The organism is Clostridium lamae (assembly GCF_033043255.1).
GTDB classification, from domain to species: Bacteria; Bacillota; Clostridia; order Clostridiales; family Clostridiaceae; genus Clostridium; species Clostridium lamae.
Genome location: NZ_JASCQJ010000010.1, coordinates 1 through 26729 on the forward strand (window position 1 = coordinate 1; position 26729 = coordinate 26729).

At 27.7% G+C, this 26729-nt stretch carries 27 protein-coding genes, 1 riboswitch and 1 other annotated feature; of the genes, 22 read left to right on the forward strand and 5 right to left on the reverse strand.

Annotation, left to right across the window (positions count from 1 at the left end; all coding sequences use genetic code 11):
* Window positions 1-221: hypothetical protein (locus tag QK892_RS06970; protein ID WP_317272820.1), on the forward strand; the 221-nt coding region annotated here is incomplete at its 5' end.
* Window positions 222-292: 71 nt separating this feature from the next.
* On the opposite strand, the gene QK892_RS06975 is transcribed toward QK892_RS06970, so the two are convergent.
* Both QK892_RS06975 and QK892_RS06980 read right to left on the reverse strand, forming a co-directional pair.
* Window positions 293-1744 carry a sensor histidine kinase gene (locus QK892_RS06975; RefSeq protein WP_317272909.1) on the reverse strand — a complete coding sequence of 484 codons (1452 nt, stop codon included), beginning with the start codon at window positions 1742-1744 and terminating at the stop codon, window positions 293-295.
* Window positions 1745-1787: 43 nt separating this feature from the next.
* Entirely contained in the window at window positions 1788-2468 is a 681-nt protein-coding gene (locus QK892_RS06980; RefSeq protein ID WP_317272821.1) for a response regulator transcription factor, read from the reverse strand.
* A gap of 198 nt (window positions 2469-2666) precedes the next feature.
* On the opposite strand from QK892_RS06980, the gene QK892_RS06985 reads away from it, so the two are divergent.
* The 3 genes from QK892_RS06985 to QK892_RS06995 are packed head-to-tail and all read left to right on the forward strand — an operon-like array spanning window position 2667 to window position 5650.
* Window positions 2667-3908, forward strand: a complete 1242-nt coding sequence (locus QK892_RS06985) for a M16 family metallopeptidase (protein ID WP_317272822.1) — start codon at window positions 2667-2669, stop codon at window positions 3906-3908.
* 13 nt (window positions 3909-3921) lie between these two features.
* The gene (recX, locus tag QK892_RS06990; protein WP_317272823.1) at window positions 3922-4557 is read left to right on the forward strand and encodes a recombination regulator RecX; all 636 of its coding nucleotides are present in this window, start codon (window positions 3922-3924) and stop codon (window positions 4555-4557) included.
* 22 nt (window positions 4558-4579) lie between these two features.
* Window positions 4580-5650: a transglutaminase-like domain-containing protein gene (locus tag QK892_RS06995; RefSeq protein WP_317272824.1), complete on the forward strand. Its 1071-nt coding sequence runs from the start codon at window positions 4580-4582 to the stop codon at window positions 5648-5650.
* Window positions 5651-5701: 51 nt separating this feature from the next.
* Here QK892_RS06995 and QK892_RS07000 read toward each other — a convergent pair whose 3' ends face one another.
* Complete coding sequence (locus QK892_RS07000; protein WP_317272825.1) at window positions 5702-6058, reverse strand: tetratricopeptide repeat protein; 357 nt, start codon at window positions 6056-6058, stop codon at window positions 5702-5704.
* 221 nt (window positions 6059-6279) lie between these two features.
* On the opposite strand from QK892_RS07000, the gene QK892_RS07005 reads away from it, so the two are divergent.
* The 3 genes from QK892_RS07005 (at window position 6280) to QK892_RS07015 (ending at window position 10428) form a co-directional block, all read left to right on the forward strand.
* The gene (locus tag QK892_RS07005; protein ID WP_317272826.1) at window positions 6280-7224 is read left to right on the forward strand and encodes a carbohydrate kinase family protein; all 945 of its coding nucleotides are present in this window, start codon (window positions 6280-6282) and stop codon (window positions 7222-7224) included.
* A gap of 58 nt (window positions 7225-7282) precedes the next feature.
* Entirely contained in the window at window positions 7283-7408 is a 126-nt protein-coding gene (locus QK892_RS07010; protein WP_317272827.1) for a CPC_1213 family protein, read from the forward strand.
* 81 nt (window positions 7409-7489) lie between these two features.
* Window positions 7490-7712 (forward strand) — a binding site (T-box leader).
* 73 nt (window positions 7713-7785) lie between these two features.
* Window positions 7786-10428, forward strand: coding sequence for a valine--tRNA ligase (locus QK892_RS07015; RefSeq protein ID WP_317272828.1), 2643 nt, complete (start codon window positions 7786-7788; stop codon window positions 10426-10428).
* A 134-nt stretch (window positions 10429-10562) separates the two neighbouring features.
* Here the strand turns inward: QK892_RS07015 and QK892_RS07020 are convergent, their stop codons facing one another.
* Window positions 10563-10994 carry a hypothetical protein gene (locus tag QK892_RS07020; protein WP_317272829.1) on the reverse strand — a complete coding sequence of 144 codons (432 nt, stop codon included), beginning with the start codon at window positions 10992-10994 and terminating at the stop codon, window positions 10563-10565.
* Window positions 10995-11107: 113 nt separating this feature from the next.
* Between QK892_RS07020 and QK892_RS07025 the strand changes: the two genes are divergently transcribed.
* From QK892_RS07025 to QK892_RS07045, 5 genes are all read left to right on the forward strand, one after another.
* Window positions 11108-12001: an ATP-grasp domain-containing protein gene (locus tag QK892_RS07025; RefSeq protein WP_317272830.1), complete on the forward strand. Its 894-nt coding sequence runs from the start codon at window positions 11108-11110 to the stop codon at window positions 11999-12001.
* Entirely contained in the window at window positions 11998-12789 is a 792-nt protein-coding gene (locus QK892_RS07030; protein WP_317272831.1) for an ATP-grasp domain-containing protein, read from the forward strand. The genes QK892_RS07025 and QK892_RS07030 overlap by 4 nt, the downstream gene beginning before the upstream one ends.
* Entirely contained in the window at window positions 12790-14106 is a 1317-nt protein-coding gene (locus QK892_RS07035; protein ID WP_317272832.1) for a bifunctional folylpolyglutamate synthase/dihydrofolate synthase, read from the forward strand.
* Window positions 14107-14202: 96 nt separating this feature from the next.
* The gene (gene deoD, locus QK892_RS07040; RefSeq protein WP_317272833.1) at window positions 14203-14913 is read left to right on the forward strand and encodes a purine-nucleoside phosphorylase; all 711 of its coding nucleotides are present in this window, start codon (window positions 14203-14205) and stop codon (window positions 14911-14913) included.
* Between the two features lie 129 nt (window positions 14914-15042).
* Window positions 15043-15984 carry a ribonuclease Z gene (locus QK892_RS07045; protein WP_317272834.1) on the forward strand — a complete coding sequence of 314 codons (942 nt, stop codon included), beginning with the start codon at window positions 15043-15045 and terminating at the stop codon, window positions 15982-15984.
* A gap of 17 nt (window positions 15985-16001) precedes the next feature.
* Here QK892_RS07045 and QK892_RS07050 read toward each other — a convergent pair whose 3' ends face one another.
* Window positions 16002-16991 (reverse strand): DUF4003 family protein, encoded by a 990-nt coding sequence (locus tag QK892_RS07050; RefSeq protein ID WP_317272835.1) that lies wholly within the window; start codon window positions 16989-16991, stop codon window positions 16002-16004.
* A 301-nt stretch (window positions 16992-17292) separates the two neighbouring features.
* Here QK892_RS07050 and QK892_RS07055 point away from each other — a divergent pair, with 301 nt between their 5' ends.
* The 10 genes from QK892_RS07055 (at window position 17293) to moaA (ending at window position 26728) form a co-directional block, all read left to right on the forward strand.
* A complete protein-coding gene (locus tag QK892_RS07055) occupies window positions 17293-19377 on the forward strand; it encodes a molybdopterin oxidoreductase family protein (protein ID WP_317272836.1) in 2085 nt (694 codons plus the stop codon).
* Between the two features lie 11 nt (window positions 19378-19388).
* Window positions 19389-19796 (forward strand): 4Fe-4S dicluster domain-containing protein, encoded by a 408-nt coding sequence (locus QK892_RS07060; protein WP_317272837.1) that lies wholly within the window; start codon window positions 19389-19391, stop codon window positions 19794-19796.
* Window positions 19796-21022, forward strand: a complete 1227-nt coding sequence (locus QK892_RS07065) for an NAD(P)/FAD-dependent oxidoreductase (protein WP_317272838.1) — start codon at window positions 19796-19798, stop codon at window positions 21020-21022. Before QK892_RS07060 ends, QK892_RS07065 begins: the two co-directional genes overlap by 1 nt.
* A 142-nt stretch (window positions 21023-21164) precedes the next feature.
* The gene (gene mobB / locus QK892_RS07070; RefSeq protein ID WP_317272839.1) at window positions 21165-21662 is read left to right on the forward strand and encodes a molybdopterin-guanine dinucleotide biosynthesis protein B; all 498 of its coding nucleotides are present in this window, start codon (window positions 21165-21167) and stop codon (window positions 21660-21662) included.
* Between the two features lie 4 nt (window positions 21663-21666).
* Window positions 21667-21802: riboswitch (molybdenum cofactor riboswitch) on the forward strand.
* 140 nt (window positions 21803-21942) lie between these two features.
* On the forward strand, window positions 21943-23145 hold the full coding sequence (locus tag QK892_RS07075; protein ID WP_317272840.1) for a molybdopterin molybdotransferase MoeA: 1203 nt from the start codon (window positions 21943-21945) through the stop codon (window positions 23143-23145).
* Between the two features lie 9 nt (window positions 23146-23154).
* Window positions 23155-23718 carry a molybdenum cofactor guanylyltransferase gene (locus QK892_RS07080; RefSeq protein ID WP_317272841.1) on the forward strand — a complete coding sequence of 188 codons (564 nt, stop codon included), beginning with the start codon at window positions 23155-23157 and terminating at the stop codon, window positions 23716-23718.
* Window positions 23718-24209, forward strand: coding sequence for a MogA/MoaB family molybdenum cofactor biosynthesis protein (locus QK892_RS07085; RefSeq protein ID WP_317272842.1), 492 nt, complete (start codon window positions 23718-23720; stop codon window positions 24207-24209). Before QK892_RS07080 ends, QK892_RS07085 begins: the two co-directional genes overlap by 1 nt.
* Before the next feature lie 24 nt (window positions 24210-24233).
* Entirely contained in the window at window positions 24234-25250 is a 1017-nt protein-coding gene (locus QK892_RS07090) for a molybdopterin-binding protein (protein WP_317272843.1), read from the forward strand.
* 9 nt (window positions 25251-25259) lie between these two features.
* On the forward strand, window positions 25260-25742 hold the full coding sequence (gene moaC, locus QK892_RS07095; RefSeq protein WP_317272844.1) for a cyclic pyranopterin monophosphate synthase MoaC: 483 nt from the start codon (window positions 25260-25262) through the stop codon (window positions 25740-25742).
* Window positions 25743-25756: 14 nt separating this feature from the next.
* A complete protein-coding gene (gene moaA / locus QK892_RS07100; RefSeq protein WP_317272845.1) occupies window positions 25757-26728 on the forward strand; it encodes a GTP 3',8-cyclase MoaA in 972 nt (323 codons plus the stop codon).
* Window position 26729: the final 1 nt, after the last annotated feature.

A 26729-nucleotide genomic window follows, 5' to 3' on the forward strand; every position in this document is an offset into this window, starting at 1 on the left:
ATGAGGTGTTAGAAAATATAAATGATACAAATAATAATAAAAAGATAAATAAAGATATTGTTAATAAGTTAGATCAATTATTAATAATGGTAGATATGATTGAGAGCAAGGAAGAAAAGGATTTAAAATCAATTGCTATTAATAGTAAAATATGTTTAATTATAAATAGTATTTTAGCTATTCTGATAATCATAGGCTTCATATATAACATTATTATTTAAATGACATGGAAAAATTTATTAAAGGACAGTAGTTTTACTTTTCATTATAAATAACTACTGTCCTCTCATTATTATAATATTTCTTTATCATGTGACTTCTTTAGAGTAAATTCAAATTTAACTCCATCTTCTGTGTTACATAGAGTATAAGAACTTTCATGTAAAGTTAAAATTCTTTTTACTATTGCAAGTCCTAGACCATTACTATTATTTGAAGAATTTCTTGCTTTATCTATTCTATAGAATTTATTATATAAATTCTCTATTTCATCATCAGGGATATGAGCTCCTTTGTTTTCAATAGAAATAGTAACTAACTCATCATCACTATTTAACATAACAATTACGTTATTTTTAGATGGTGTATATTTTAATGCATTACTTAATAGATTAGTTATAACTTGTTCTAGTTGAAATATATCACCTAAAACATAGCAATATTCTAAATCAGTTTTTAATTCTAAGTTTATTTCATTTGAATCAAATTCTAATTTAAAACTTTTTAAAAGCTTTTGAATTAATCTTAATATATTGAATCTTTCAATTACTAACTCTAAATTACCTGATTCTAATTTTGATAGTTCTAACATATTGGTAACTAATTTGTTCATTTTATGAGATTCATCAATTATTGTCTCAATATAAATCAAAGCATCTTTACCTGATACTATTCCGTCCTTTAATCCTTCAGCATATCCTTCAATAATTCCTATAGGAGTTTTCAAATCATGTGAAACACTTGCAACAAAATCTTTTCTCATTTCTTCTAGTTTACGTTCTTTTTCAATATCTTCTTCTAGCTTTTTATTTTTATGCTTTAAGTCTTCTAAAGCATTTTTTAAGGTTGAAGATAAAAAGTTTAATGTTATTGCAAGATTACCTATTTCATCTTGTGATGTTTCTTCGCATTTTGCGGTAAAATCCATAGCTGACATTCTTTTAGCTACTTTGTTAATGTTAACTAATGGCTTCGAAATTAAGTTTGCATAAACAGAAGAAAGAAAAATTCCTACTATAGTAAATCCTAAAAACAAGTAAAAATAGAATTCTCTAATTACATCAGTAGCCTCATTAATAGGTTGCATAGAAGATACAGTAACTACTATAGAATCATTTTTTGAATTTAATGACATAGGAGTTAAAATACCTATCTTTCTAGTATTACTATACTCATTTTCAAAAACACTAGTCTGAGATTTACCAGTTGTAAGAACCTTATTAATTAGATACTTATCGTCTATAAGCTCCTTACAAAATGATGTTAGTGTTTGAAAATCAGCATCATTATTATTATAATTTAGAAGATATTTAAGTTTTCCATCTGTAGAAAATATGGCAATTTTTGAGTTTGTTGATTGCTCAAATCTAAACAAGGCTTCTGTTAACCTATTTTGATTTGAAATATCATACGAATACATTTCACTAAATTTTATTGCTTCTCTTGTCATACCATTAATTTTTTTATTTAAGTAGAAATTTTCGAAAAATAGTACTTGGAACAACATACTGCAAATTAAAACCATAAATATTAATCCAAATGTTATTGTAAATAATTTTTTTGATAGACTAAATTTTCTTCTTTGCTTCAAATCTATATCCACTTCCTCTGACAGTAATAATATAAGAGGCTTTTTCTCCAAGCTTTTCTCTTAATCGTTTTATATTAGTATCTACTGTTCTTAAATCACCATAATAGTCTAATCCCCAAACATTATCTAAAATAGTGTCTCTTGATAAAGCTATTCCTTCGTTATCAGATAAATAAGAAAGAAGTTCAAATTCCTTAGGTGAAAGATTAATAATTTCTTCATTAATTTTAACTTCATGAGATAATTTGTTTATAGTTAACCCATCATATTCATTTAAATTTGAAAATGTATCTTCGGCAGTTCTTTTAAGTAGAGCTTTTACCTTGGCAACTAAAACTTTAGGAGAAAATGGTTTAGTCATATAATCATCTGCTCCCATTTCATATCCAAAAAGTTTATCTTGTTCTTGTCCTTTTGCTGTTAGTAAGATAACAGGAACAGAAGATATTTTTCTTATCATTTCTAAAACTGTTATACCATCGACTTTAGGCATCATTATATCTAGTATAACTAAATCTATTTTGCTAGACATAAAGTAGTTTAATCCTTCATCACCATCAGATGCCTCTATAATATTGAACCCCTCTTTTAAAAAATAATCTCTTAGTAAAAATCTTATACGTATTTCATCTTCAATTATTAAGATATTCTTTTTCATAAAAGCCCTCCTTTTAACATCATTATAATTATTATAAATGCCAATAAAAATATGGTAAAGTATTATTAATAATTATTTAAATCAAAAAAATCTAATTGTGTAGATTATTACTTAAAACATAGATATAATTATATTAATATATTTTTAAGGGAGTCATATTATTTTCTAATAAATAATATGAGAGATGGGTGAACTATAATGTTTAAATTGAATTTTGATGCAAAAAGGCATTTTTTAGATAATGGATTAGAAGTTATAACTATTAAAAAGGATACAAAAATAAATTCTATTAATGTAGGAATAAAAGTTGGATCACTTTATGAGGAGCTAAATGAAAAAGGAATATCACATTTTATAGAACATATGCTATTTAAAGGTACTAAGAATAGAAATTATGAAGTTTTAAATGATGAATTAGAATTTCTAGGCGGAGAGTACAATGCATATACAGATTATACATCAACTGTTTATACAATTAGTTGTTTAGAAGAGGAATTGATAAATGCAATTGATATTTTAGGAGATATGATAATTAATCCTACATTTGATAGTAAGGAACTAGAAAAGGAAAGAGGAGTAATACTTGCAGAGATGAGAGCAAGTAAAGATGATATAGAAGACTTAAGTTTTAAAAGAATAAATGAATTAGCATTTGAAAGAAATCCGTTAAGATATGATGTTGCTGGATTGGAGAAAAATGTAAAATCATATAAGAGAAATGATTTATTAAATTATTATAGCAGATATTATATACCTAATAATTCATTAATAACTATTGTATCTTCTTTAGAACATGATGATGCTTTAAATGAGATTAAAAAGGTATTTTCATCATGGAAAGCTGGAGAAAAAACTGAAAAAACAATAATTAAAGAAAATAATAATCCTAAATTTGTAACTACAATTAAAAATAATATTGAGCAAAATACTATAGTATATTTATATACTTTTTATAATTTAAGTAAAGACTTAGAATTACCACTTAGAATTTTAAATCATAGGTTAGGAGAAAGCTCAAATTCTTTATTATTTAGAGAAGTAAGAGAAAAAAGAGGACTTGCATATGATATTTATACTAGTATAGATATGACAAATAATGTTAAGACTCTATATATATATACTTCAGTTGGAGAAGAAGACTTAAATTCAGCTATTGAAGCAATTGATGAAACTATATGCTCAATAAAAAATGGTGATTTAGCAATAGGGGAAAAAGATTTAGAACTTATGAAAAAAGTTCATAAAACAGCAGTCATTTCTACTTTAGAAGATCCATCAGAATTATGCAATTATATGTTACACCAAGGTCTAGATGGAGAAGATTTCTATGAGTTTGTTGATGATATGAAAAAACTTAATAGTCTAAATCTAAATAAGATTCATGAAGTTGCAAATACAGTATTAAATAATCCAACGATTCATATACTAAAGTCTAATTAACGTGGAGAAAATTATGAATGTAATTACAAAAATTGAGATACAAAAAAGAAATAAAGATAGAGTAAATATATATATTGATAATGATTATGCATTTTCTTTAAGTAATGAATTAGTATATAAGGAAGGACTCAAAGTTAATGACAAGGTAGACATAGAAAAAATCAATATCATTGCAAAGGAAGATAATTATTTAAAATGCAAAACAGCTGCATTTAGAATAGTAGAAAAAACTTATAAAAGTGAAAAAGAATTAAGAGAGAAACTTATATTAAAGGGATATGACAATGAAGCTATAACAAGGACTATGAACGTATTAAAAGAGTATAATTTTATTAGTGATGAAAATTATGTTAAGATGTACGTCAAAGATAAAAGTAGAATACAAGGTAAGAAGAAAATAAAATATGATTTAGCTAAAAAAGGTATTAATGATAAAATAATAGATGAACAGATTTATAGTATTGATAATGATGAAGAAAGAAATAATGCGTATAATTTAGCGATAAAAAAATATAATACAATAGCTAAAAGAGAGGAAGATAAGTTTAAGTTATCTCAAAAGTTATATAGATTCTTATTATCAAAAGGATATGACTATGATACAGTTTCATATGTTGTAAAAAAAATTACAAAGGTTGATGATAATTAATTATTAAAAAGGAGAGACATTAATGATTGAATATTTGCCACATATCATATGTGTCTTAATAATGATTTTTTCAATAAAGGAAAGCATTAAGGGATCGCTAGAAGATGAAAGTGCAAAATACTCACTAAATAGGTTAATATATTATTTTTCAATATTTATGACATTTTCGCTTATGCTTTTGAATTTAGAAAAGATATATTTGCTCATTTTAAAATATATTAGTGATAATCCTAATTTATATATTCTTAATAATAATATATTTAAAGCGTTGATTTTAGGTGTTTTGTTTCTTATAGTTCAATCAATTATTTACTGGATATTGAAATGTTTAAATGATCCTTTGACTAAAGCATATAATGTTTTATTGAATAAAGGAAAAGTTAGAATAATTTTATTTTCTACTCTTTTTGGTTCTTTAAAAGGTTTAGTAATTATACTAATAATGTTTATGGGGATAATTGCATACAATACTACCTTTGGAAGAGATAATAAGATAAATTTATTTAATAATATAAATGGTTATAGTAGATTAGAAAGCATAGTCACTATAAACAAACCTATTTTGCCTTACAATGATTTTAAAGAATATTTACCTGTAAATTCTAATGTAATCATATATTATAATGGAGTTACTTTGGAAGAGGGAATAAAATCATTACCAGAAATAGATGCTAAAGCTAAAGAAATAGTAAGTAGTGCTAAGACAGATAGGGAAAAGGCACAAAGGCTATATGCTTGGATCGGATCTAATATAAAATATGATTTCAATAAAGCTGAAAAAGCTTTAAGTCAAGAAGGAGTCTCAAATAGTGGTTCAATTGAGGCTTGGAATAGAAGAAGCGGAATATGTTTTGATTATGCATGTCTTTATGTTTCAATGGCGAAAGCTGTAGGATTAGGTAGTAGAATTATTACAGGAGATGCATATGATGGTCAAAATTATGGACCTCATGCGTGGAATCAAGTGTATCTTGAAGACGAAGGAACCTGGATAAATATAGACCCAACATTTTACTTATCTGGAGATTATTTTGATAATGCTGATTTTTATGAAGATCATCTAAATGAAGAAATTGCTGGAGAATGGATGTAAAATGTATGTTTTAGTAAGCTAAAAATAAAAAAAGTCCTATTACCTAAAAGGCTATAGGGCTTTTTTGTTTTTAGAAAGAATTAATCTAATTGCTTTTTCACAATCAGCGTCTGATGAATCTAATGACCAAGCCATATTAAAATAAATTAAAGCTTTTTTTACATCTTCTTTCATAGCATAACAATATGCTAAATTAAAATAATATTTACTTTCCTGTTGTATAGATAAAGCTGTCTTTATCATTTCAATGGCTTTGTCGAAATTTTTCAACTTAATAAAACAAACTCCGGAGTTATAATAAGAACATGCTGTATTTTCATTATTATCTATGGACATTTTGTATAACTCTATAGCCTTTTCATAGTCTTTAAGATTATAATATTTATTGCCTTCGTTGAAGAAATTCATAGATACCTCCTGGATATATTTTCTATTAATATAAGTATTACCTGTTTAATTAATTAATATTCAATATATGGCTCTTATATATTATTTGAGAATAAAATTAATAAATTTAATTAAACAATAAAATTCGACAAAGTTTTAAAAAATTACTTTATTTTTTTAGTTTTCTTTAATATAATGTATTTATATTTTTAGAATGGACTATAAAGATCGGGAGAGATGGTATGTGTAAGAAAAATCCTTATATTTTAGTGTTAGGGGCATCAATAGTAGATATTATAGGTTTTAGTAGAAGGAAGTATCATAAAAGGGATTCTATACCTGGCCATATAAAAATATCTCTAGGTGGTGTGTGTAGAAATATTGCTGAAAATTTAGCTAGAGTTAATGTTAATACAGAATTTATTTCTATCTTAGGTGGGGATGAACAAGGTAGAAATATATTAGCTAATTCTAAGGAAATAGGGTATTGTATGAAAAACTCTTTGATATTAGAAAGTGAATGTACACCAACTTATATGGCAGTTTTAAATGAAGAGGGGGAAATGGAATCAGCTATAGTAGATATGGAATGCTTAAATAAAATGGATTCTTCATTTATTGATTCAAAAGCAAGTATAATTGAAAATGCGGAATATGTTATTTTAGATGCTGATAATCCAAAACTTTTAGAATATATATTAACTAAGTTTGCAGGAAAAACTAAATTCATTTTAGATCCAGTTTCTGCATCAAAAGCAGAAAAAGTAAAACATTTAATTAAATATTTTCATACAATAAAACCAAATAGGTTAGAAACAGAACTTTTATGTGGATTTAAAATAGAAAATGATGAGGATTTAGTTAATGCTTCTAATTATTTTAGATCTTTGGGAGTAGAAAATGTATTTATCAGCTTAGATGCTGATGGGATATATTATAAGAATTCAAAGGAAGAAGGAAAAATAAAAACATCTTGTGTTGAAGTAAGAAACGTAACTGGAGCAGGAGATTCCTTTGTAGCAGGTGTTGGATATGGATATATGAATAATTTATCTATTAAAGATACTGTAAAATATGCCATTGCAATGTCTGTAGTAACTATAACACATGAAGAAACTATAAATCCAAGTATGAGTGAAGACTTTGTAAATGAATTTATTAAAGATATGAAGTGGATAGAAGGTTAATTACATAAATTATATTTCTTTTACATAAGCTATTTATACAAGCTTGGAGGTGAAAGAAATGAGTAAAAAAAGTAAGAATAGTCATAAAAAGAATATTAATCATAATCCACAAGTAGAAAGTGTGAAAGCAACTTTTGGTGAGCCAAAAGCGAAAGAGCACAATCCAAAGGATTTTAAAATTTAACAAAATATAATTTTTATTAAATATAGTGTAATATTGACAAAAATTATAATATAGTATAAGATAACTTTACAAAATCATATATTAAAAGCAATGATAAAGAGGAGTAAGGAATACTGTATATAAAGAGAATGAAGGTCACCGGCTGAAAGCCTTCTATATTAAAGTATCCTGAAGGTAGCTTTTGAGCATCTTTACTGAAACTAAGTAGGTAAAGGCGGCTGTTCTTAGTCGTTAATAAATAAAGAGCTTAATATAATTTTTTATATTAAGAAAAAAGGTGGTACCGCGAGTCTTCGTCCTTTTGTGATGAAGGCTCTTTTTTTATATAAAAAAATAATTAAAGCCATATTGGTTTATTAAATAGAGGAGGAAAAATAATGTCTGAAAATAAGAATTTAGCCACAACTTATAACCCGAAAGAATTTGAAGAAAGAATTTATAAAAATTGGGAAGAAAATAAATATTTTACACCTGTAATTGATAAAAATAAGAAGCCTTTTTCAATAGTTATGCCACCACCAAATATAACTGGTAAGCTTCACTTAGGTCATGCACTTGATAATACTCTTCAAGATATGCTTATAAGATTTAAGAGAATGCAAGGATATTGTACTTTATGGCTTCCAGGACAAGACCATGCTTCAATAGCTACTGAAGTAAAGGTAGAAAATGAACTTTTAAAAGAGGGTTTAGTAAAAAAAGAAATGGGTAGAGAAGCATTCCTTGAAAAAGTTTGGGAATGGGCAGATGAATATAGAGGAACTATAAGAAATCAGCTTAAAAAGATGGGAGTTTCTTGTGACTTTACAAGAGAAGCTTTCACTATGGATGAAAACTTAAATAAGGCTGTTAGAACTGTTTTTGTTAAGCTATATAATGAAGGTTTAATTTATCAAGGAAATAGAATAACAAATTGGTGTCCAAAGTGTACAACAGCACTTTCAGATGCAGAAATAGAATATGAAGAAAAAGAAGGAAGCTTCTGGCATATAAATTATCCATTAGCTGATGGTAGTGGATATATAGAAATTGCTACTACAAGACCAGAAACTTTACTTGGGGATACAGCGGTTGCTGTAAATCCAAATGATGATAGATTTAAGCATCTTATAGGAAAAACATTAAAACTACCACTAACAGATAGAGAAATTCCTATAGTTGGAGATGACTATGTAGAGATTGAATTTGGAACTGGAGCAGTAAAGATAACTCCTGCACATGACCCAAATGACTTCCAAGTAGGTCTTAGACATAACTTACCTCAAATAAGAGTTATGGATGATAATGGTATTATTAATGAATTAGGTGGAAAATATCAAGGTTTAGATAGATATGAAGCTAGAAAGCAAATGATTAGCGATTTAGAAGAACAAGGCTTATTAGTTAAGGTTAAGCCTCATACTCATAATGTAGGAACACATGATAGATGTGGAACTGTAGTTGAGCCTATAATATCAAAACAATGGTATGTTAAAATGGAAACTTTAGCAAAACCAGCTATAGAAGCAGTAAAAAATAATGAAACTAAATTTGTTCCAGAAAGATTTGATAAGATATACTTCAATTGGATGGAAAATATTCAAGATTGGTGTATTTCAAGACAATTATGGTGGGGACATAGAATCCCAGTTTGGTACTGTAATGACTGTAGAGAAATTATAGTTGAAGTAGATGCACCAGAAACTTGTCCTAAGTGTGGATCTAAGCACTTACATCAAGATGAAGATGTGTTAGATACTTGGTTCTCATCAGCATTATGGCCTTTCTCAACTTTAGGTTGGCCAAATAAAACAGAAGACTTAGAATACTTCTATCCAACAAATGTATTAGTTACTGGATATGATATTATATTCTTCTGGGTTGCAAGAATGATATTCTCAGGAATACACAATATGGATAAGACTCCTTTTGATACAGTATTAATTCATGGAATTATAAGAGACTCTCAAGGAAGAAAAATGAGTAAGTCACTAGGAAATGGTGTTGATCCATTAGAAGTTATCGATGAATATGGTGCTGATGCTTTAAGATTTATGTTAGTAACTGGTAACTCACCAGGAAATGATATAAGATATATTCCTGAAAGAGTTGAAGCAGCTAGAAATTTTGCAAATAAGATGTGGAATGCGTCTAGATTTGTTATGATGAATTTAGATAAAGAAGTAATGAAGAAATATGAAGATTGCAAAGAATACAGCTTAGCTGATAAGTGGATTCTTTCAAGAATGAATACTTTAGTAAATGAAGTAACAGAAAACATGGAAAAATATGAATTAGGAATTGCTCTTCAAAAGGTATATGACTTTATGTGGACTGAATTCTGTGATTGGTATATAGAATTAGTTAAGGGAGTACTATACGGTGAAGACGAAAAAGCTAAGGGTATAGTTTATAATGTTTTAAATGAAGTATTACAAACAGGACTTAAGTTATTACACCCTGTAATGCCATTTATAACTGAAGAAATATATACTACTTTAACTGATGGAGATTCAATTGTTCTTTCAAACTGGCCAGAATATAACGAAGCTTTAAAGAATGATAAAGCTGAAAAAGATATGGACTTTATAATTGAAGCTATTAAAGGATTAAGAAATGTAAGAGCAGAAATGAATGTTCCACCATCAAGAAAGGCTAAGGTTATAGCTTATACTACAAATGAAGCTAAAGAAGCATTTACAGCAGGAGTTAATTATATTGAAAAATTAGCATCTGCTTCTGAAGTAGCATTTATTAATGATAAAAATGAAGTTCCAGAAAATGCAGTATCTCTAGTTGTTAAAGGTGGAGAATTATTTATGCCTTTACTTGACTTAGTAGATAAGGAAAAGGAACTTGATAGATTAAATAAAGAAAAGAAGAAATTAGAAGGCGAAGTTGAAAGAATAGATAAAAAGCTTTCTAACCAAGGTTTCGTATCTAAAGCACCACAAGCTGTAATAGATGGCGAAAAAGAAAAGAGAGAAAAGTATCAAGAAATGCTAAATGCAGTTTTAGTAAGAATAGATACTTTAAAATAGTTCATAATGAAGAAGTAAAAGTGAATAGGTAAGAATGTAATTTGTTATAAATTACGAGATTTTATTAAAGGGACCATCGTTAACAGCTTAAAGTATATTAGCGATGACCCCTTTATTATTTTTTATTTAAAAAACTAAAAGATTTGTAAAATAGTATTTGCTAAAGTGCTGGATGGATCTTTTTCAAGAACTTTTTCTGCCATTTTTATTGCATCATAAGCTTTTAAAAATGGAGTAGGTAATGTTGCAAAAATAAGAGTCCATTCTTTGTAGTCTATGTTATCATCATATTTTAAAGCTTTTTGTATATGATAAAAAGCTAATTCTTCATAAGATAATGGTGTTAGAACAATAAATATATAATAAGACATTAAATAATGAGCATAAGCTAATTCCTTATGAAGACTTTTATTTTCTAGAGAATTTATTTTATTAATTAGCCAAAAATAGAAATTGTTTTTTAAATAGTAATCACAACTTTTTAAAGCAATCAGCTTTTCTTCATTTATTTCATATATGGATATTTTATTTAAATTTAAATCTAAAACTTCATTTAAATCATTCATAATTAAGCTCCTTTTGTTTACATAAGATAATTATAGTATAAAGGTTGACAAAGAATTTTAAAAGTGATAAAAATAGGTTAATTAATACTACATAATAAGAGAGTAGGTTGAATATGACAGGATGGATAATTTATAATGGAACATTAAATGTTCCTAAAATAAAGGAATTAGTAGATTCCTTAGTTATAGAGGCAAAAAAGTTAAATATAAATTTAGAAGCAATAAAAAATGCTGAATTAATTCCTATGTATGATAATAACGGAGAAGCTAGGCTTATTCATATTAAAAAAGCAGAAGAGCCAAAGTTTATAATTTTTTGGGATAAAGATGTATTGCTTGCTAGTCATTTAGAGAAGATGGGATATAGAGTATTTAATTCTAGTAATGCTATTAAAAATTGTGACCACAAGGGATTAATGCATTTAGTTCTTTCAAATAATAGTATAAGAATGCCGAAAACTATATTATCTCCAATGATATTTGATTATGCATTAAATAGTGAAGATTACTTAATAAGTTGCTACGAAACATTAGGGGAAAGTGTAATAATTAAAGAGTCTATGGGTTCTTTTGGAATGCAGGTTTACTTAATAAATAATAGGGAAGAATTTATTAATAAAGTTAAAGAATTAAATAAAAATAGGATAGATTTTATAATTCAAGAAAATATAAAAAGTAGCTTTGGCAAAGATATAAGAGTTAATATTATTGGTGATAGAGTTGTAGGGGCTATGCTTAGGGAATCGAAAACTGATTTTAGAGCAAATATTTCTCAAGGTGGCATAGGTACTTTAATAGAATTAAATAAAGAACAAGAAGAACTTGCTTTAAAAACCCATAAAGCACTTGGACTAGATTTCTCAGGCGTAGATTTATTATTTGGTGAAAATAATAAACCTTTACTTTGTGAGGTTAATTCCAACTTGAACTTTTTAAGTTTTGAGAAGTTATGGGGGGAAAGTTTCGGAAAAAAAATATTAGAATATATTTTAGAGGAAATTCTATGATTGACGGTATAGTAATTTATAATGAAAAAGATGTAGAAAAGAATAAAGCTTATATAAATTGGCTAATAGAAGAAGGAAGAAAAAAGGATATTAATATAAGTCTTGTATTAGATAAAGATATAGATAATGTAAAATATAATTATAAATTTGCATTAAACAGATCAAGAAATTTTAATATTACATATAAACTAGAAGAAGAGGGAATTAGAGTTTTTAATAATTATAAGTTTTGTATTTTAGGTAATGATAAGTTAATTGCTTATGACTATGTTGAAACATTAGGCATAAAGTATCCATGGGTTTATAGAACCATAAAAGAAATAAATGAAAATAAAAAAATACTAGAAAAGCCTAAAAATGGTCATGGTGGAGCTAATATAAAAATATTAGATACTTTAAAAAACTTAGATTTTAGCCAAAATGTTTATCAAGAGTATATAGAAGATTATATTGGAGATATAAGGTTTTATATAATAAATAATAAAATTGAACATGCAGTTATTAGAATTGCAGAGGAAGGTAATTTAGTTTCTAATTTTACCAAGGGTGGTAGTGTTAAAGTTTATAATTATTCTAATAAGGAAGAGGAAATTATAAATAAGATATTAAATAATTTAAAAATAGATTTTGGTGGAATAGATTTTTTACTTTCTAAAAATGGAGAAATATTATTTAATGAATTTGAAGATGCTGTTGGTAGTAGAATGTTAAGCTACCTTGGAATAAATGATACAATGGAAAAATACTTAAATCACATAGCTAATGAAATAAAAAGGGATGGATTATAGATGAAAGATATAGATACATTAAAGTATTTAGAAAAGTTAAGAAGTCTTGGATCAAATTATGGACTTGAGCGTACAGAAAGGCTTTTAGAGCTACTAGGGAATCCACATAAAAAATTAAAACTAGTACATATAGCGGGTACTAATGGTAAAGGTTCAACATCTGCACTTTTAGGAGAAATGTTAATAGAACATGGCTATAAGATAGGTTTTTTTAATTCTCCTCATTTAGATGAGATTGAAGAAACTATAAGAATAAATAATAAAAATATTGAAGAAGAAGAATTAATATATTTAATAAATGAAATAAAACCATATGTAGAGCAAGTAGTTGAAGAAGGTTTTAATCATCCTACGGAATTTGAAGTAATAACTTGCATAATGTTTTTATATTTATATAGAAAAGAAGTGGATTTTGGAATTATAGAAGTTGGTTTAGGCGGAAGATTAGATTCAACAAATGTACTTACGCCTATTTTATCAGTAATAACATCTATTAGCTTTGATCATATGAACCTTTTAGGTAGTAAACTAGAAGAAATATCTAGGGAGAAAGCAGGGATTATTAAGACAGGGGTTCCTATAATAACTTGTGTTCAGAAAGATGAAGCATTAAAAGTTATTACTGAAAAAGCTATAAAAGAAAGCTCAAATTTAATTATAGTAAATCCTAATAATTATAAATTTCTAGAAATTAATAAAAATAAAACTATAAATCAGAAGGTTTCAGTAAATATTAAAGGTAATGAGGAAGTTTTAAATTTATCTTTATTAGGAAAACATCAAATTATTAATTTATCTTTAGCACTTGAAGCATTAAAGGAATTAGAAAGTTTAAATTATATTAAATTTGATATAAACAAAGTAAAACTAGCTACTGAAAAGGTAAAGTGGAAGGGTAGACTAGAGATTTTAAATGAAAAACCTTACATTGTAATCGATGGAGCTCACAATGTAGATGGAATAAAATATTTAAAGAATAATATAGAGGATTATTTTGACTTTAAAAATCTATATTTAATACTAGGTATTTTAGCTGATAAAGAAGTAAAAAATATGTTAGAAATAATTTCTCCTATGGCAAGTGAAGTTTATACTGTTACATCTACATCAATAAGAGCTAAGACTGCAGAGGATTTAAAGAATGAAGCTTTAAAATATAATAAAAAGTGTTTAGCTTTTGAAGATTATAAAAGTGCTGCTAATTATGCAATAAATAAAGCTAGTGAAGATGATATTATAGTAGCTTCTGGGTCATTATATATGATTGGGAAAATGAGAGAAGTAATTAATGAATTATTAGAGAATAATAATGAATAAGAAAAGAAGATAACTCTTTTTAAAATAATAATATGAGTATATAATATATTTGTATAATAAAAGTAATTATAAATATGTATTAAGGAGGCTTTTAATATGGCAAAGCATTTACACATAATGGCTAATGAAGGAGCAATAGCTGAAACAGTATTATTACCAGGAGATCCATTAAGAGCTAAATTTATAGCTGAAACTTATTTAGAAAATCCTGTTTGTTATAATACAGTAAGAGGAATGTACGGTTATACTGGTACATATAAAGGAAAAAGAATTTCAGTACAAGGAACAGGTATGGGATTACCATCACACTCAATTTACGTAAATGAGTTAATTAGATTCTATGGAGCTAAGAGACTTATTAGAATAGGTTCGGCTGGATCAATAAGTGATGATGTAAACGTAAGAGATATAGTATTAGCACAAAGTGCATCTACTAACTCAGGAATAAACAATAGAAGATTTTTAGGTATGGATTATGCTCCAACAGCAAACTTTGATTTATTATTAGAAGCATATAATATAGGAAAAGAAAAAGGTTTAAATATAAAGGCTGGTAACGTATTATCTTCAGATTTATTCTATGATGACACAAATGTTGGAGGCTTAAATTTATGGGCTGAATACGGATGCTTAGCTGTAGAGATGGAAGCAGCAGAATTATATACACTTGCTGCAAAATATAATGTAGAAGCATTAGCAATATTAACAATTTCAGATCATGTATTTAAAGGAATAGAAACAACACCAGAAGAAAGACAAGAAAGCTTTACAGATATGATGGAAATTGCTCTAGAACTAGCAAAGTAATGAAATAATGAAAAAAATGAAAGAATGATAGAATGAAAGAATTAAGGTAAAAACTCCGAAAGGAGTTTTTTCCATAATTACTCATTACGCATTATGCATTATGCATTGTGCGTAGCACAGGAGGTTTTTATGATAGATTTAACTTTACTTGGCTGTGGAGGAGGTATGCCTATGCCTAACAGGCATCTATCATCTCTTTTTATTAATTTGAATGGAAGAAAAATATTAATAGATGTAGGGGAAGGTACTCAAGTAGCTATAAGGAAAAGTAAACTAGGATTTAAATCAATAGACGTTATTTTAATAACTCATGTACATGGAGATCATATAGTAGGATTACCTGGACTTCTTGCAACAATTGGGAATAGTGGAAGAGAAGAGCCTTTAATTATAGTAGGGCCTTTAGGGATAAAAAATGTTATTCAGGGATTAAGCGTATTATTTCCTTATTTGCCTTATGAATTAATAATAGAAGAAAATATAAAGTCAATTGCATTTTCTTTAAATAGGCATCAATTATTACTAAGTGATATAGAGAAAAGTGAGCTTATTATTAAAACAGAAGAACTTGATCATTCATCACCATGTTTAGGATATAGTTTGTATTTTAAAAGGAAGAGAAAGTTTAACAAGGATAAAGCTATAGAAATGAATGTTCCTCAAATTTTATGGAGTAAATTGCAAAGAAATGAATCAGTAGAACATGAAGGTATTATTTATAATAGTTCAATGGTTTTAGGAGAGGAAAGAAGAGGAATAAAGTTAAGTTATATAACAGATACAAGACCCATTGAAAATATTATTGCGTTTATAGAAGAAAGTGATTTATTTATATGCGAAGGCACATATGGAAGTGATGAAGATATAAGTAAAGCTATTAAAAATAAACATATGACTTTTAGAGAAGCTGCAACTTTAGCAAAGTTAGCTAATGTTAATGAACTACTACTTACACACTTTAGCCCTGCTATGACTGAGCCGAAGGATTTTATAGAAAATGCAATATCAGTATTCGATAATACTATTATAGGAGAAGATGGAATGGTAAAAGCCTTAAAGTTTTTAGATTAAACCTTAAGGCTTAAAAATTAATTGCTTGAAGAAGCAGCTGTAGCAGCTGCAGTAGCAGCAGAAGCTGCTGCTATTTGCATGATTATTACTACATTTAATGATATACTATTTGTAGTTTCAATTATTTTATCTTTAATTGAAGAATCAATATTTTCAATAGATTCCAATGAAATTAACGAAGCTGCTATCATATTTCTAATAGCAGAACTTAAAGAAAAAACTCCAAATCCACGTTGTTTTCTTAATAAGTTATTTACTGATATTAAGTCCTCTGCAAAGCGTTCATAATTATTATTAGTTAGAGCCACAGCACCTAAAATTGGTAGGGAATAACTTGTCAAAGGTGTTGAGTAATTTTTTAAGGTTTTATCTAATAAAAGTACTTTGTCACATTTTTCTTTAGGTGTACCTTCAAAAAGTGAAAGTATGTGAGTTAAACTTTGAAGATTATTACCTGCCCAAAAACCATTTTTTCGTAAAATATCATAGCACTCCTCCATATTTTCAAAAGTTTCATCTAAGTTATTTGATGTTGTAGAAATAAGAGCAGCTGAGCAAATATCTTCTTGGCCAGTTAAAAATATATGGTTTTCTTTCATTAAGTCATAAGCTTTTCTTGTGTTTTTTACTAGGGTATCAATATCCTTACTGCCTTTATAGTTATAAATTATTTGAGCAGCTAAAACTAAAAATTGGTTATTAAAAAAATGATCCTTTAATTTTTCATAAATATTCATTATTTCAGTTAAACTCTCTTCAGGGTTATCTTTTATTGATAAGTTAACAGCAGTAGTTAATAGATTATTTCCTCTAAAATTTGAAAAAATACTTGAATTATCTTTAATTATATCTATGCATTTGTTTATTTTATCAATATCTGATTCCACATTTCTTAATGTTAGATTTAATGCACTACATCTTTTAAAGATAGACATTCCAAAACTTGACTTTACATGTTCTAATACATCACTATTTCTAATTAATAAATTTAATTTGTTTTCTATCATATTCTCAACCCTTTCGTGAACTATAAATATAGTATAGACAGAGATTTAAGGAAAGTCAATAACAATAACTTATTAAACGGTATTAAATAACTTATTATTCGTGATAATGTTTCTTATATTATTGATAAATTAAAAAATAACTTATATTTTAAAGAATTTAAGGATAATTATAGATTTTTATTGTGAATAAAATAACAAAAAATATCATAATGTGATTATTATCACAGTTTATAGAATTAATTAGTGCTAAAATATAATCGCTTAAATTAATTTCGATTATTGGAAGTGGAGATGGAAAGATATGAGAAAGATTCAATCAACTTGTAACTTATGTGCTTTAGCATGTAATATAGACTTTCATGTTGAAGGTGGAGAAATAAAGAAGGTTACACCAACTAAGGATTATCCTGTTAATAAAGGTTTTTGTTGTATAAAAGGTTTAAACTTAGATAAACAACAAACTAAAATAAAGGCAAGAAAGTCTCCTTTATTAAGAGATGAAAATGGGGAAATGAAAGAAGTAACTTGGGATAAAGGAATTAAGACGTTTGTTGAAAAAATGACAAGCATTCAAAATAAATATGGAAAAGAAAGTGTTGCATATATTAGTACTGGACAAATGACTACTGAAGAAATGGCTTTATTAGGTCATGTAGGTAGAAACTATATGGGTATGCATGGAGATGGAAATACTCGTCTTTGTATGGCTACATCAGTAGTTGCTCATAAGCAAAGCTTTGGATTTGATGCTCCTCCATATACTTTAAATGACGCTGAACTTTCAGATACAATAATTTTAATTGGAGCTAACCCTGTAATTGCACATCCAGTATTCTGGGGTAGAATAAGAACAAATAAAGACGCAAAAATAATTACAATAGATCCAAGAAAATCAGAAACAGCATTAAATTCACACTTATGGATAGATATTAAACCAAAGGCTGATTTAGTTTTAATGTACACATTAGCTAATGTAATAATAGAAAATAATTGGATTGATAAAAAATATATTGAAGAACATACTGAAGGATATGAAGAATTTAAGAACCATGTTTCTAAATTTGCATTAGACAATGTAGAAGAAGAAACAGGAATATCTAAGGAAAGAGTTCTAGAGCTTGCAGAAATAATACATAATGGAAAAAGAGTATCTTTCTGGTGGACAATGGGGGTTAACCAAGGATACCAAGCAGTTAGAACAGCTCAATCTATAATAAATTTAGCTTTAATTACTGGTAATATAGGAAGACCAGGAACTGGAGCTAATTCATTAACAGGACAATGTAATGCAATGGGTTCAAGAGCATTTAGTAATACTGCAGGACTTTATGGTGGAGGAGATTTTGATAATCCAGTAAGAAGAAAGGCAGTGGCAGAAGCTTTAGGTGTAGAGGAAGATGTTCTTATAACTAAGCCTACATTACCATATAACGTAATTATAGAAAAAGCTATTGCTGGTGAAATTAAAGGTTTATGGGTTGTTTGTACAAATCCAAGACACTCATTTACAAATAATGAGCAATTCTTAGAGGCAGTTAAAAACTTAGATTTCTTAGTAGTTCAAGATATATACGAAGATACAGATACAGCTAAGCTTTGCGATTTATATTTACCTTCTGTTCCAGCAATTAAAAAAGAGGGTGTACTTATAAATACAGAACGTAGATTATCAAAGGTAAATCCTGTTATAGCTAAGGAAGAAGGAGAACTTTCTGATTACGAAATATTCTTCAAAATTGGTGAAGAGCTAGGAATGGGAAGCTTATTAGATAATTGGAATACTCCAAGAGATGCTTTTGAATTATTAAAGAAATGTTCTAAAGGAATGCCTTGCGATATAACTGGAGTTACTTATGAAATGCTAGAAGGCGAAAACATGAGCGGTTCTAGAGGAGTTCAATGGCCATTTAGAGAAGGACAAGTATTAGAAGAAGATGAAAGAAGATTATATGAGGATGGAAATTACTATACACCATCTAAGAAGGCTAAGATTTTCTTTGAAGATATAGCTGAAAATCCAACAAAGGCTTCTGATGAGTTCCCTTACATCTTTAATACTGGAAGAGGAACAGTAGGACAATGGCATACTCAAGTTAGATCAAGAGAAATAGAACACAATAAGATTTATAGCAAAGAATCTTATGTTTTAATGAATCCAGAGCTAGCAAAAGAGCTAAATATAGAAGAAAACGAAAGAGTAAATATTACTTCTCAAAATGGAAATACTAGTGAATTTAATGTTGTATATTCAGAAAATGTGAAAAAAGATCATGTATATGCACCTATGCATTATATTGAAACAAATTCACTTACTCCTTCAGTTTATGATCCTTATTCAAAGGAACCATCTTTTAAAACTGTAGCAATAAATATTTCTAAGAAATAGGAGATTTAAATATGAAGAGAATTAAAATTGATAGAGCTAAATGTGTTGGATGCTTAACATGTACAACAGCATGTATAGTATCTCATAATTCAGAAGATACAAGAAGTAGAATTACAATAGATAGTAATGGAAAATATGCTCCAATATTTTGTAGACATTGTGATAGACCGGAATGTGTTTATACTTGTATGACAGGAGCAATGAGTAAAGATAAGAATACAGGTTTAGTAACTTATGATAAAGAGCGTTGTGCTAGCTGTTATATGTGCATTATGGCATGTCCTTATGGAGTTTTAAAGGCTGATAGTAGAACTCATAAGGAAATTATGAAATGTGATGGTTGTGAAAATGCTGGATCTCCACAATGTGTAGAAAGATGTCCAATGGCAGCTATTACATTAGAGGAGGTATGTAACTAATGAGATATGTAGTTATAGGAGCATCAGCAGCTGGAATTAGCGGTGCAAAAACATTAAGAGAATTAGATAAAGATGCTGAAATAATTTTAATTTCTAAAGATACTGAAGTATATTCAAGATGTATTTTACATCATTATATATCTAATCATAGAAATATTGAAAAATTAAACTTTACATCAAAAAACTTCTTTGAAGAATATAACATAAACTGGATTAATGGAGTAGAAGTTGTATCATTAAAGAGTGAAGAGAAAGTTTTAGGTCTTTCAAATGGTGAAAGCATTAATTATGATAAATTAATGATTTGTAGTGGAGCATCTGCTTTTATTCCTCCAGTTGAAGGTTTAAGAGAAGGAAAAAATGTAGTAGGTCTTAGAAATTTAGAAGATGCAATTTTAATAAAAGAAGAAGCTTCTAAGGTTAAGAATGTTGTTGTTTTAGGGGCTGGACTTGTTGGTATAGATGCTGTAAGTGGTCTTATAGATACTGGTGTTAATATAACATTAGTAGAAATGGGAGATAAAGTTCTTCCAATTCAATTAGACAAATATGCTTCTTCAGTATATGAAAGTAAATTTTCAGAGCAAGGAGTTAGCTTAAAGTTAGGAGTTAGAGCAGAAAAGTTAATACTTGATGATGAAAAAAATCCTAAGGCTTTATTATTAAATACGGGTGAAGAGATACCATGTGAGTTAGTAATAGTTGCAACTGGTGTAAGATCTAATATTGGATTCCTAGCTGATAGTAATGTTGAATGCGATAGATTTGGTTTAATAATAGATGAAAAAGGAAAAACTAATGTTGAATCTATATATGGCGCTGGTGATGTTACTGGTAGAAATCCAATATGGCCAACTGCAGTAAAAGAAGGAATAATAGCTGCCCATAATATGTTAGATAAAGAAATGATAATGACAGATTTCTTTGGAAGCAAAAATACAATGAACTTTGTTGGAATTGCTACTATGTCATTAGGCGATGTAGAGCCAAAAGATGAAAGTTATAAAGTTGAGTTAAGTATAGAAGAGGATAATTATAAGAAGATAATCCATAAAGATGGGAAAATATACGGTGCTATAATTCAAGGAGATTTATCATACGCAGGTATATTAACTCAATTAATTAAAGAAAAGATTGATGTATCAAAGGTTACTAAAAATATTTTTGATATAGACTATGCAGATTTCTTTAACTTAGAAAAGAATTTTGAATTTAGTTATAAATAAAATTACGTATATGGAAATTAGCATACTAATTTCCATATAAATTTATTTTATTGTGAAAATAAAAAGGATAATTCTAATTAATATAGAAATAGTCCGTATACAATGTATATTATTTTAAAAGTAAAGCGTAAGGATGAGTATTATGCCTAAAGTTATAAATATAGTTGGAGAAAAATCTAATGTGGGCAAAACCTATGTTATAGAAGGAATTATTAAAGAATTGAAAAATAGAAGCCTTAGTGTTGGAACCATAAAACATGATGTTCATGGTTTTGATATTGACAAAGAGGGTAAAGATACTTATAAGCATAGAGAAGCTGGAGCTGAAACTGTAATTATATCTTCATCTAAAAGATTAGCTTTAATAAAAGAGATTAATGAAGAGGTGCCTTTAGAAGAGCTTATTAAATATGCAAAGGATAAAGATGTAATTTTGGTGGAAGGCTATAAAAAAAGCGACTTAAGGAAAATAGAAGTATTCAGAAAAGGCTTTAGCAAAAAAATAATATCTTCAAAAGATAAGATAATAGCAATAGCTAGTGATGAAGAGTTAACTTTTGAAGATAGCTTAGTAGTAAAAAGTAATGATTTTATAAAATTAGTAGATTTAATTTTAAAAGAAGCAGATTATAAAATTTAATAATAATCAATAAAATTTTCTAGAGTATTAGTTTCCTAAGGAGCATCTATGGAACTTATACCTGAATTTTTAATTCACAGGGTACATATTTGAAAAAATAGTATCTCCACGTTATGGGAAGGAAAATAAGTTGGTTTAAATATTGGTTTAAAAATTAGATTTTAATATAAAGAATCTAATTTGCATTTAAGACTATTTATAGTTGTTAAATATATTTAAATTTAGGCTTATTATTCAAAAACATATGAATAATAAGTCTATTTATTTTAGGAGGAATATTGTGAGATCCTATATTTCTTTAGAAGAGGCTTTATCGATTTTAAATGAAAAAATAAATAATTTAGATATTGAAGAAGTAGATTTAATTAATGGACTGAATAAGGTTCTAGTAAACGATGTATATTCTGTCATTAATAATCCACCATTTAATAAATCAGCCATGGATGGATATGCATTAATTGCTGAAGATGCTTTTATGAATAATAAGCTTAAGGTGATAGATAAGGTTTATGCCGGAGGCGTTAGTGAAAAAGTGATAACAAAAAATACAGCAATAAAAATAATGACTGGGGCTCCAATACCAGAGGGGGCAAATGCGGTAATAAAACAAGAGGATGTCATTATAGATGAAAGTAATATAATTATAAGAAATAAAGTTACTGAAAATCAAAATATTTGTCTAGTAGGCGAGGATATATCTAAGGGAGATTTGCTTATAAAAGCTAATAAAAAACTAGATTACTCTGATGTAGGAATTATAGCTAGTTCTGGGATTGGGAAAATAAATGTTTATAGAAAACCTAAAATAGCTTTTTTCAGTACTGGCGATGAAGTTATGGACTTAAATGAGGGGCTTAAATACGGTAAAATTTATAACAGTAATAAATTTTCAATTATTTCTAGACTTTTGGAACTTGGATATGAAGTAAATAAAGTTGATCATATAAAAGATGATTATAAAGAAATAGGAAGAGTAATAAAAGAAGCCTCTAAAGATGTTGATTTAATTATTACTACTGGAGGAGTTTCTGTAGGAGAAAAAGATTTATTAAAGGAAGCTATAAAAAGTATAGAAGGCGAAATATTATTTTGGAAAGTAACAATTAAGCCTGGTTCAGCAGTTTTATGTAGTAAGGTTAATAATTGTATTATTATTAGCTTATCTGGGAATCCTACAGCAGCTTTAACTACTTTTGAATTATTAGCTAAAACTTCTCTTAATAAGCTATCGGGAGATAGAGAAGTAAAAATTATTAGAGATAAAGCAATATTAGCAGAGGGAAGGATAAAAAAAGATTTTAAGCATAGATTTTTAAGAGGATATTTTGAAATAGTAAATTGTAAACAGCAGGTTTATATTACACAAAAAAAATCAGGGAATGGAATATTAAGATCAGCATTAAATTCAAATTGTATTATTGAAGTTAAACCTAATAATAAAGAAATACAAACTGGAGATTTAGTAGATATTATAAAACTTTAGGAGAGAAAAATGATTAATAAAACTTTAGCTATATTAGCAGGTGGGAAAAGTAGCAGAATGAACTACAACAATAAGGCATTATTGATTTATAAAGATAAAACATTTATAGAAAATATAATAAATTCAGGAAAAGAATTTGATGAAATAATAATTATTGCTAATAACATGGAAGATTATAAAAATTTAGATTTAAAGGTGTACTCAGATATTTATAAGGGTAATGGACCTTTATCTGGGATTCATTCTGCTCTTAAGAACTCAAGAAATCATAAGGTTTTATGTATAGCATGTGATATGCCATTAATATCTAAAAAAACCTTAAATATGATTGGTAGTATAGATGGAGATTATGAGGTGTTAGTACCTAGGATTAATGATAAGCTTCAGCCCATGTGTGCTATATATTCTAAAAGTCTAATTCCTAAAATTGAAAAGGCACTCATTAATGATGAAAACAAGCTTCAAAGGTTTATACTATCTACGAATTATAAAGTTTTAGAAAATAAATTATCAGTAAATGATTTTTCAAATATAAATACAGAGAGAGAATATAAGTTACTGGAGGAGATTTAATGTATACTGTTGGAATTATTACGAGTAGTGATAAAGGATATGCAGGAGAAAGAGAAGATGAAAGTGGAGCAGTTATTAAAAAGATAATTGAAGAAAACGGGTTTAAGGTTGAAAGACAAGTCGTTTTACCAGATGAAAAGGAAATGTTAAAAACAGAATTCATTTATATGAGTGATGAGTTGAATTTAAATTTAATTTTAAGCACTGGAGGAACAGGTTTTTCAAAAAGAGATATTACTCCAGAAGCAACTAAGGAAGTAATTGAAAGAGAAACTCCAGGAATTTGCGAAGCTATAAGAGTATTTAGTTTACAAATAACTAAAAGAGCAATGTTATCTAGAGCGGTTTCGGGAATAAGAGGAAATACACTAATAGTTAATTTACCAGGAAGTCCAAAGGCTTGTGAAGAGGCGTTAGGTTTTGTATTAGAAGAATTAAGACATGGATTAGGAATTTTATTAGGTGCAGAAAAGGAATGTGCAAGAAAATAATCATAATATAGGGAGATGTTTTGTATGAAGATGATTAGTGTATATGATTCGGTTGGATGCATATTATCCCATGATGTTACACAAATAATACCTGGAGAATTTAAAGGTAGATTATTTAAAAAGGGTCATATTATTAAAGAAGAGGATATAGAAAAACTTTTATCCATAGGGAAAGAGCATATTTATGTATGGGAGCCTAAAGAAGGTGAATTACATGAAAATGACGCTGCAATTAGATTAGCAAATCTTGTGCTTGGTGAGGGTGTAAGTAGATCGCCTGAAATAAAAGAAGGAAAAGTAGACTTTTTTTCAGATAGAGATGGAGTATTAAAAATTAATAAGGATGAATTATTTAAATTAAATAGTTTAGGAGAAATTATAGTATCTACGTTACATAACAATACCCCAATTAAAAAAGGTGAAAAAATAGGAGCTACTAGGGTTATTCCGCTAATAATAGATGAAGAAAAGATTATTAAAGCAGAGGAATTAATAGAAAAAAATATAATTCATGTAGAAGAAATTAAGCAAAAAAAATGTTTACTTATAACTACAGGAAATGAAGTTTATAAAGGTAGAATAAAAGATGCTTTCTTATCTGTAATAAAATCTAAGCTTGGATATTATGGTAGTGAAGTAATAAGACAAGTGATTTTACCAGATTCTAAGGAAAGAATTATTGAAGAAATACAAAAGGGCATAGATGAAAATGTAGATATGATAGTTTGTACTGGTGGGATGTCAGTAGATCCAGATGATGTAACTCCAACGGCTATAAAGGAATGTGGTGGAGAGTTAGTTACTTATGGGTCGCCTGTTTTACCTGGAGCAATGTTCTTATTAGCATATTATAATAATACGCCAATACTTGGAGTACCAAGCTGCGCTATGTATTCTAAAAGAACAGTATTAGATTTAGTTTTACCGAGGGTTTTAGCAGATGAAAGATTGACTTTAGAAGATATAGCTTCTTATGGTCATGGAGGACTATGTTTAGATTGTAACGTATGCACATTCCCACATTGTTCTTTTGGAAAGTAGGAGGTATTCATGGATAATAAATTAACTCATTTCGATAATAGTGGAAATGCTAGAATGGTAGATGTTTCTGATAAAAATAAAACTGAAAGAGTTGCTATTGCAGTTTCAAGAATAAGAGTAAGCGAGGAAACCTTATCTCTTATAAAGGAAGGGAAAATAGGAAAAGGTGATGTATTAGGAGTTGCTAGAGTAGCTGGAATCATGGCAAGTAAACAAACTTCAAATTTAATACCTATGTGTCATCCTTTAATGATTTCTAGTTGTAATGTTGATTTTGAAATTAATGATGAAGAAAGCTGTATAGATATTAAATCAACAGTAAAAATAGTAGATAAAACTGGAGTGGAAATGGAAGCATTAACAGCAGCAACTATAGCTGCATTAACTATATATGATATGTGTAAGGCTGTTGATAAGAAAATGGTAATAGAAGGAACTCATTTACTTAAAAAAACAGGAGGTAAGAGCGGAGAGTTTAACTTTTATGAATAGCTCTTTAATAAATAATGAAAGATAAGTATGGTAGAAAAATAGATTATTTAAGAATTTCATTAACCGATAGATGTAATTTAAGATGTATTTATTGCATGGAGGATAAAGATAATACATTTTTCAATGATAAAGAGCTACTTACAAATGATGAAGTATGTAAAGTAGTTAAGGCATGTTCAAAACTTGGAATAAAAAAAATAAGATTAACTGGTGGAGAACCATTAGTAAGAAAAGATATTGTAGAGTTAGTGGAAGAAATTAATAAGATTGAAGGTATAGAAGAAATATACATTACAACAAATGGAATTCTATTAGAAGATAAGGTTAGTAGATTAAAAAATGCTGGATTAAAGGGTGTAAATATTAGTTTAGACTCATTGAAAGCGGAAATGTTTAATAGGCTAACTCGATTAGGAGATTTAAAAAAAGTTTTATCTGCTATAGATAAATGTTTAGAATATGGAATTAAAGTTAAGATAAACACAGTTATGATTAAAGGCATGAATGAAGTTGAAATATTAGACTTTGTAAATCTTACTCTTGAAAAAAATATTGATGTTAGATTTATAGAACTTATGCCAATAGGGGTTGGAAGTAAGTTTAAAGGAGTAAGTAATGAAGAAATTATAAAGCTAATTAATAAGAACTATAAAGATATAGAAGAAGTAAGAAGAAATGAAAGTGGTGGACCTGCGACTTATATTAGAGTGAATCATGGAATAGGGAAAGTTGGATTCATAAGTGCAATTAGTAATTGTTTTTGTGAGGAGTGTAATAGAATAAGACTTACATCTGAAGGATTTTTAAAACAATGTCTTCATTATAACTACGGTGTTGATTTAAAAAAACTACTCAGAGGTGGAGCTTCTGAAGATGAGATATCAAAAGTGATTATGGATAATATTTATAATAAACCAGAAAAACATTTATTTATGAAAAAAAGTGAAGGTAAAGAATTAAAGTTTATGAATCAAATTGGAGGATAAG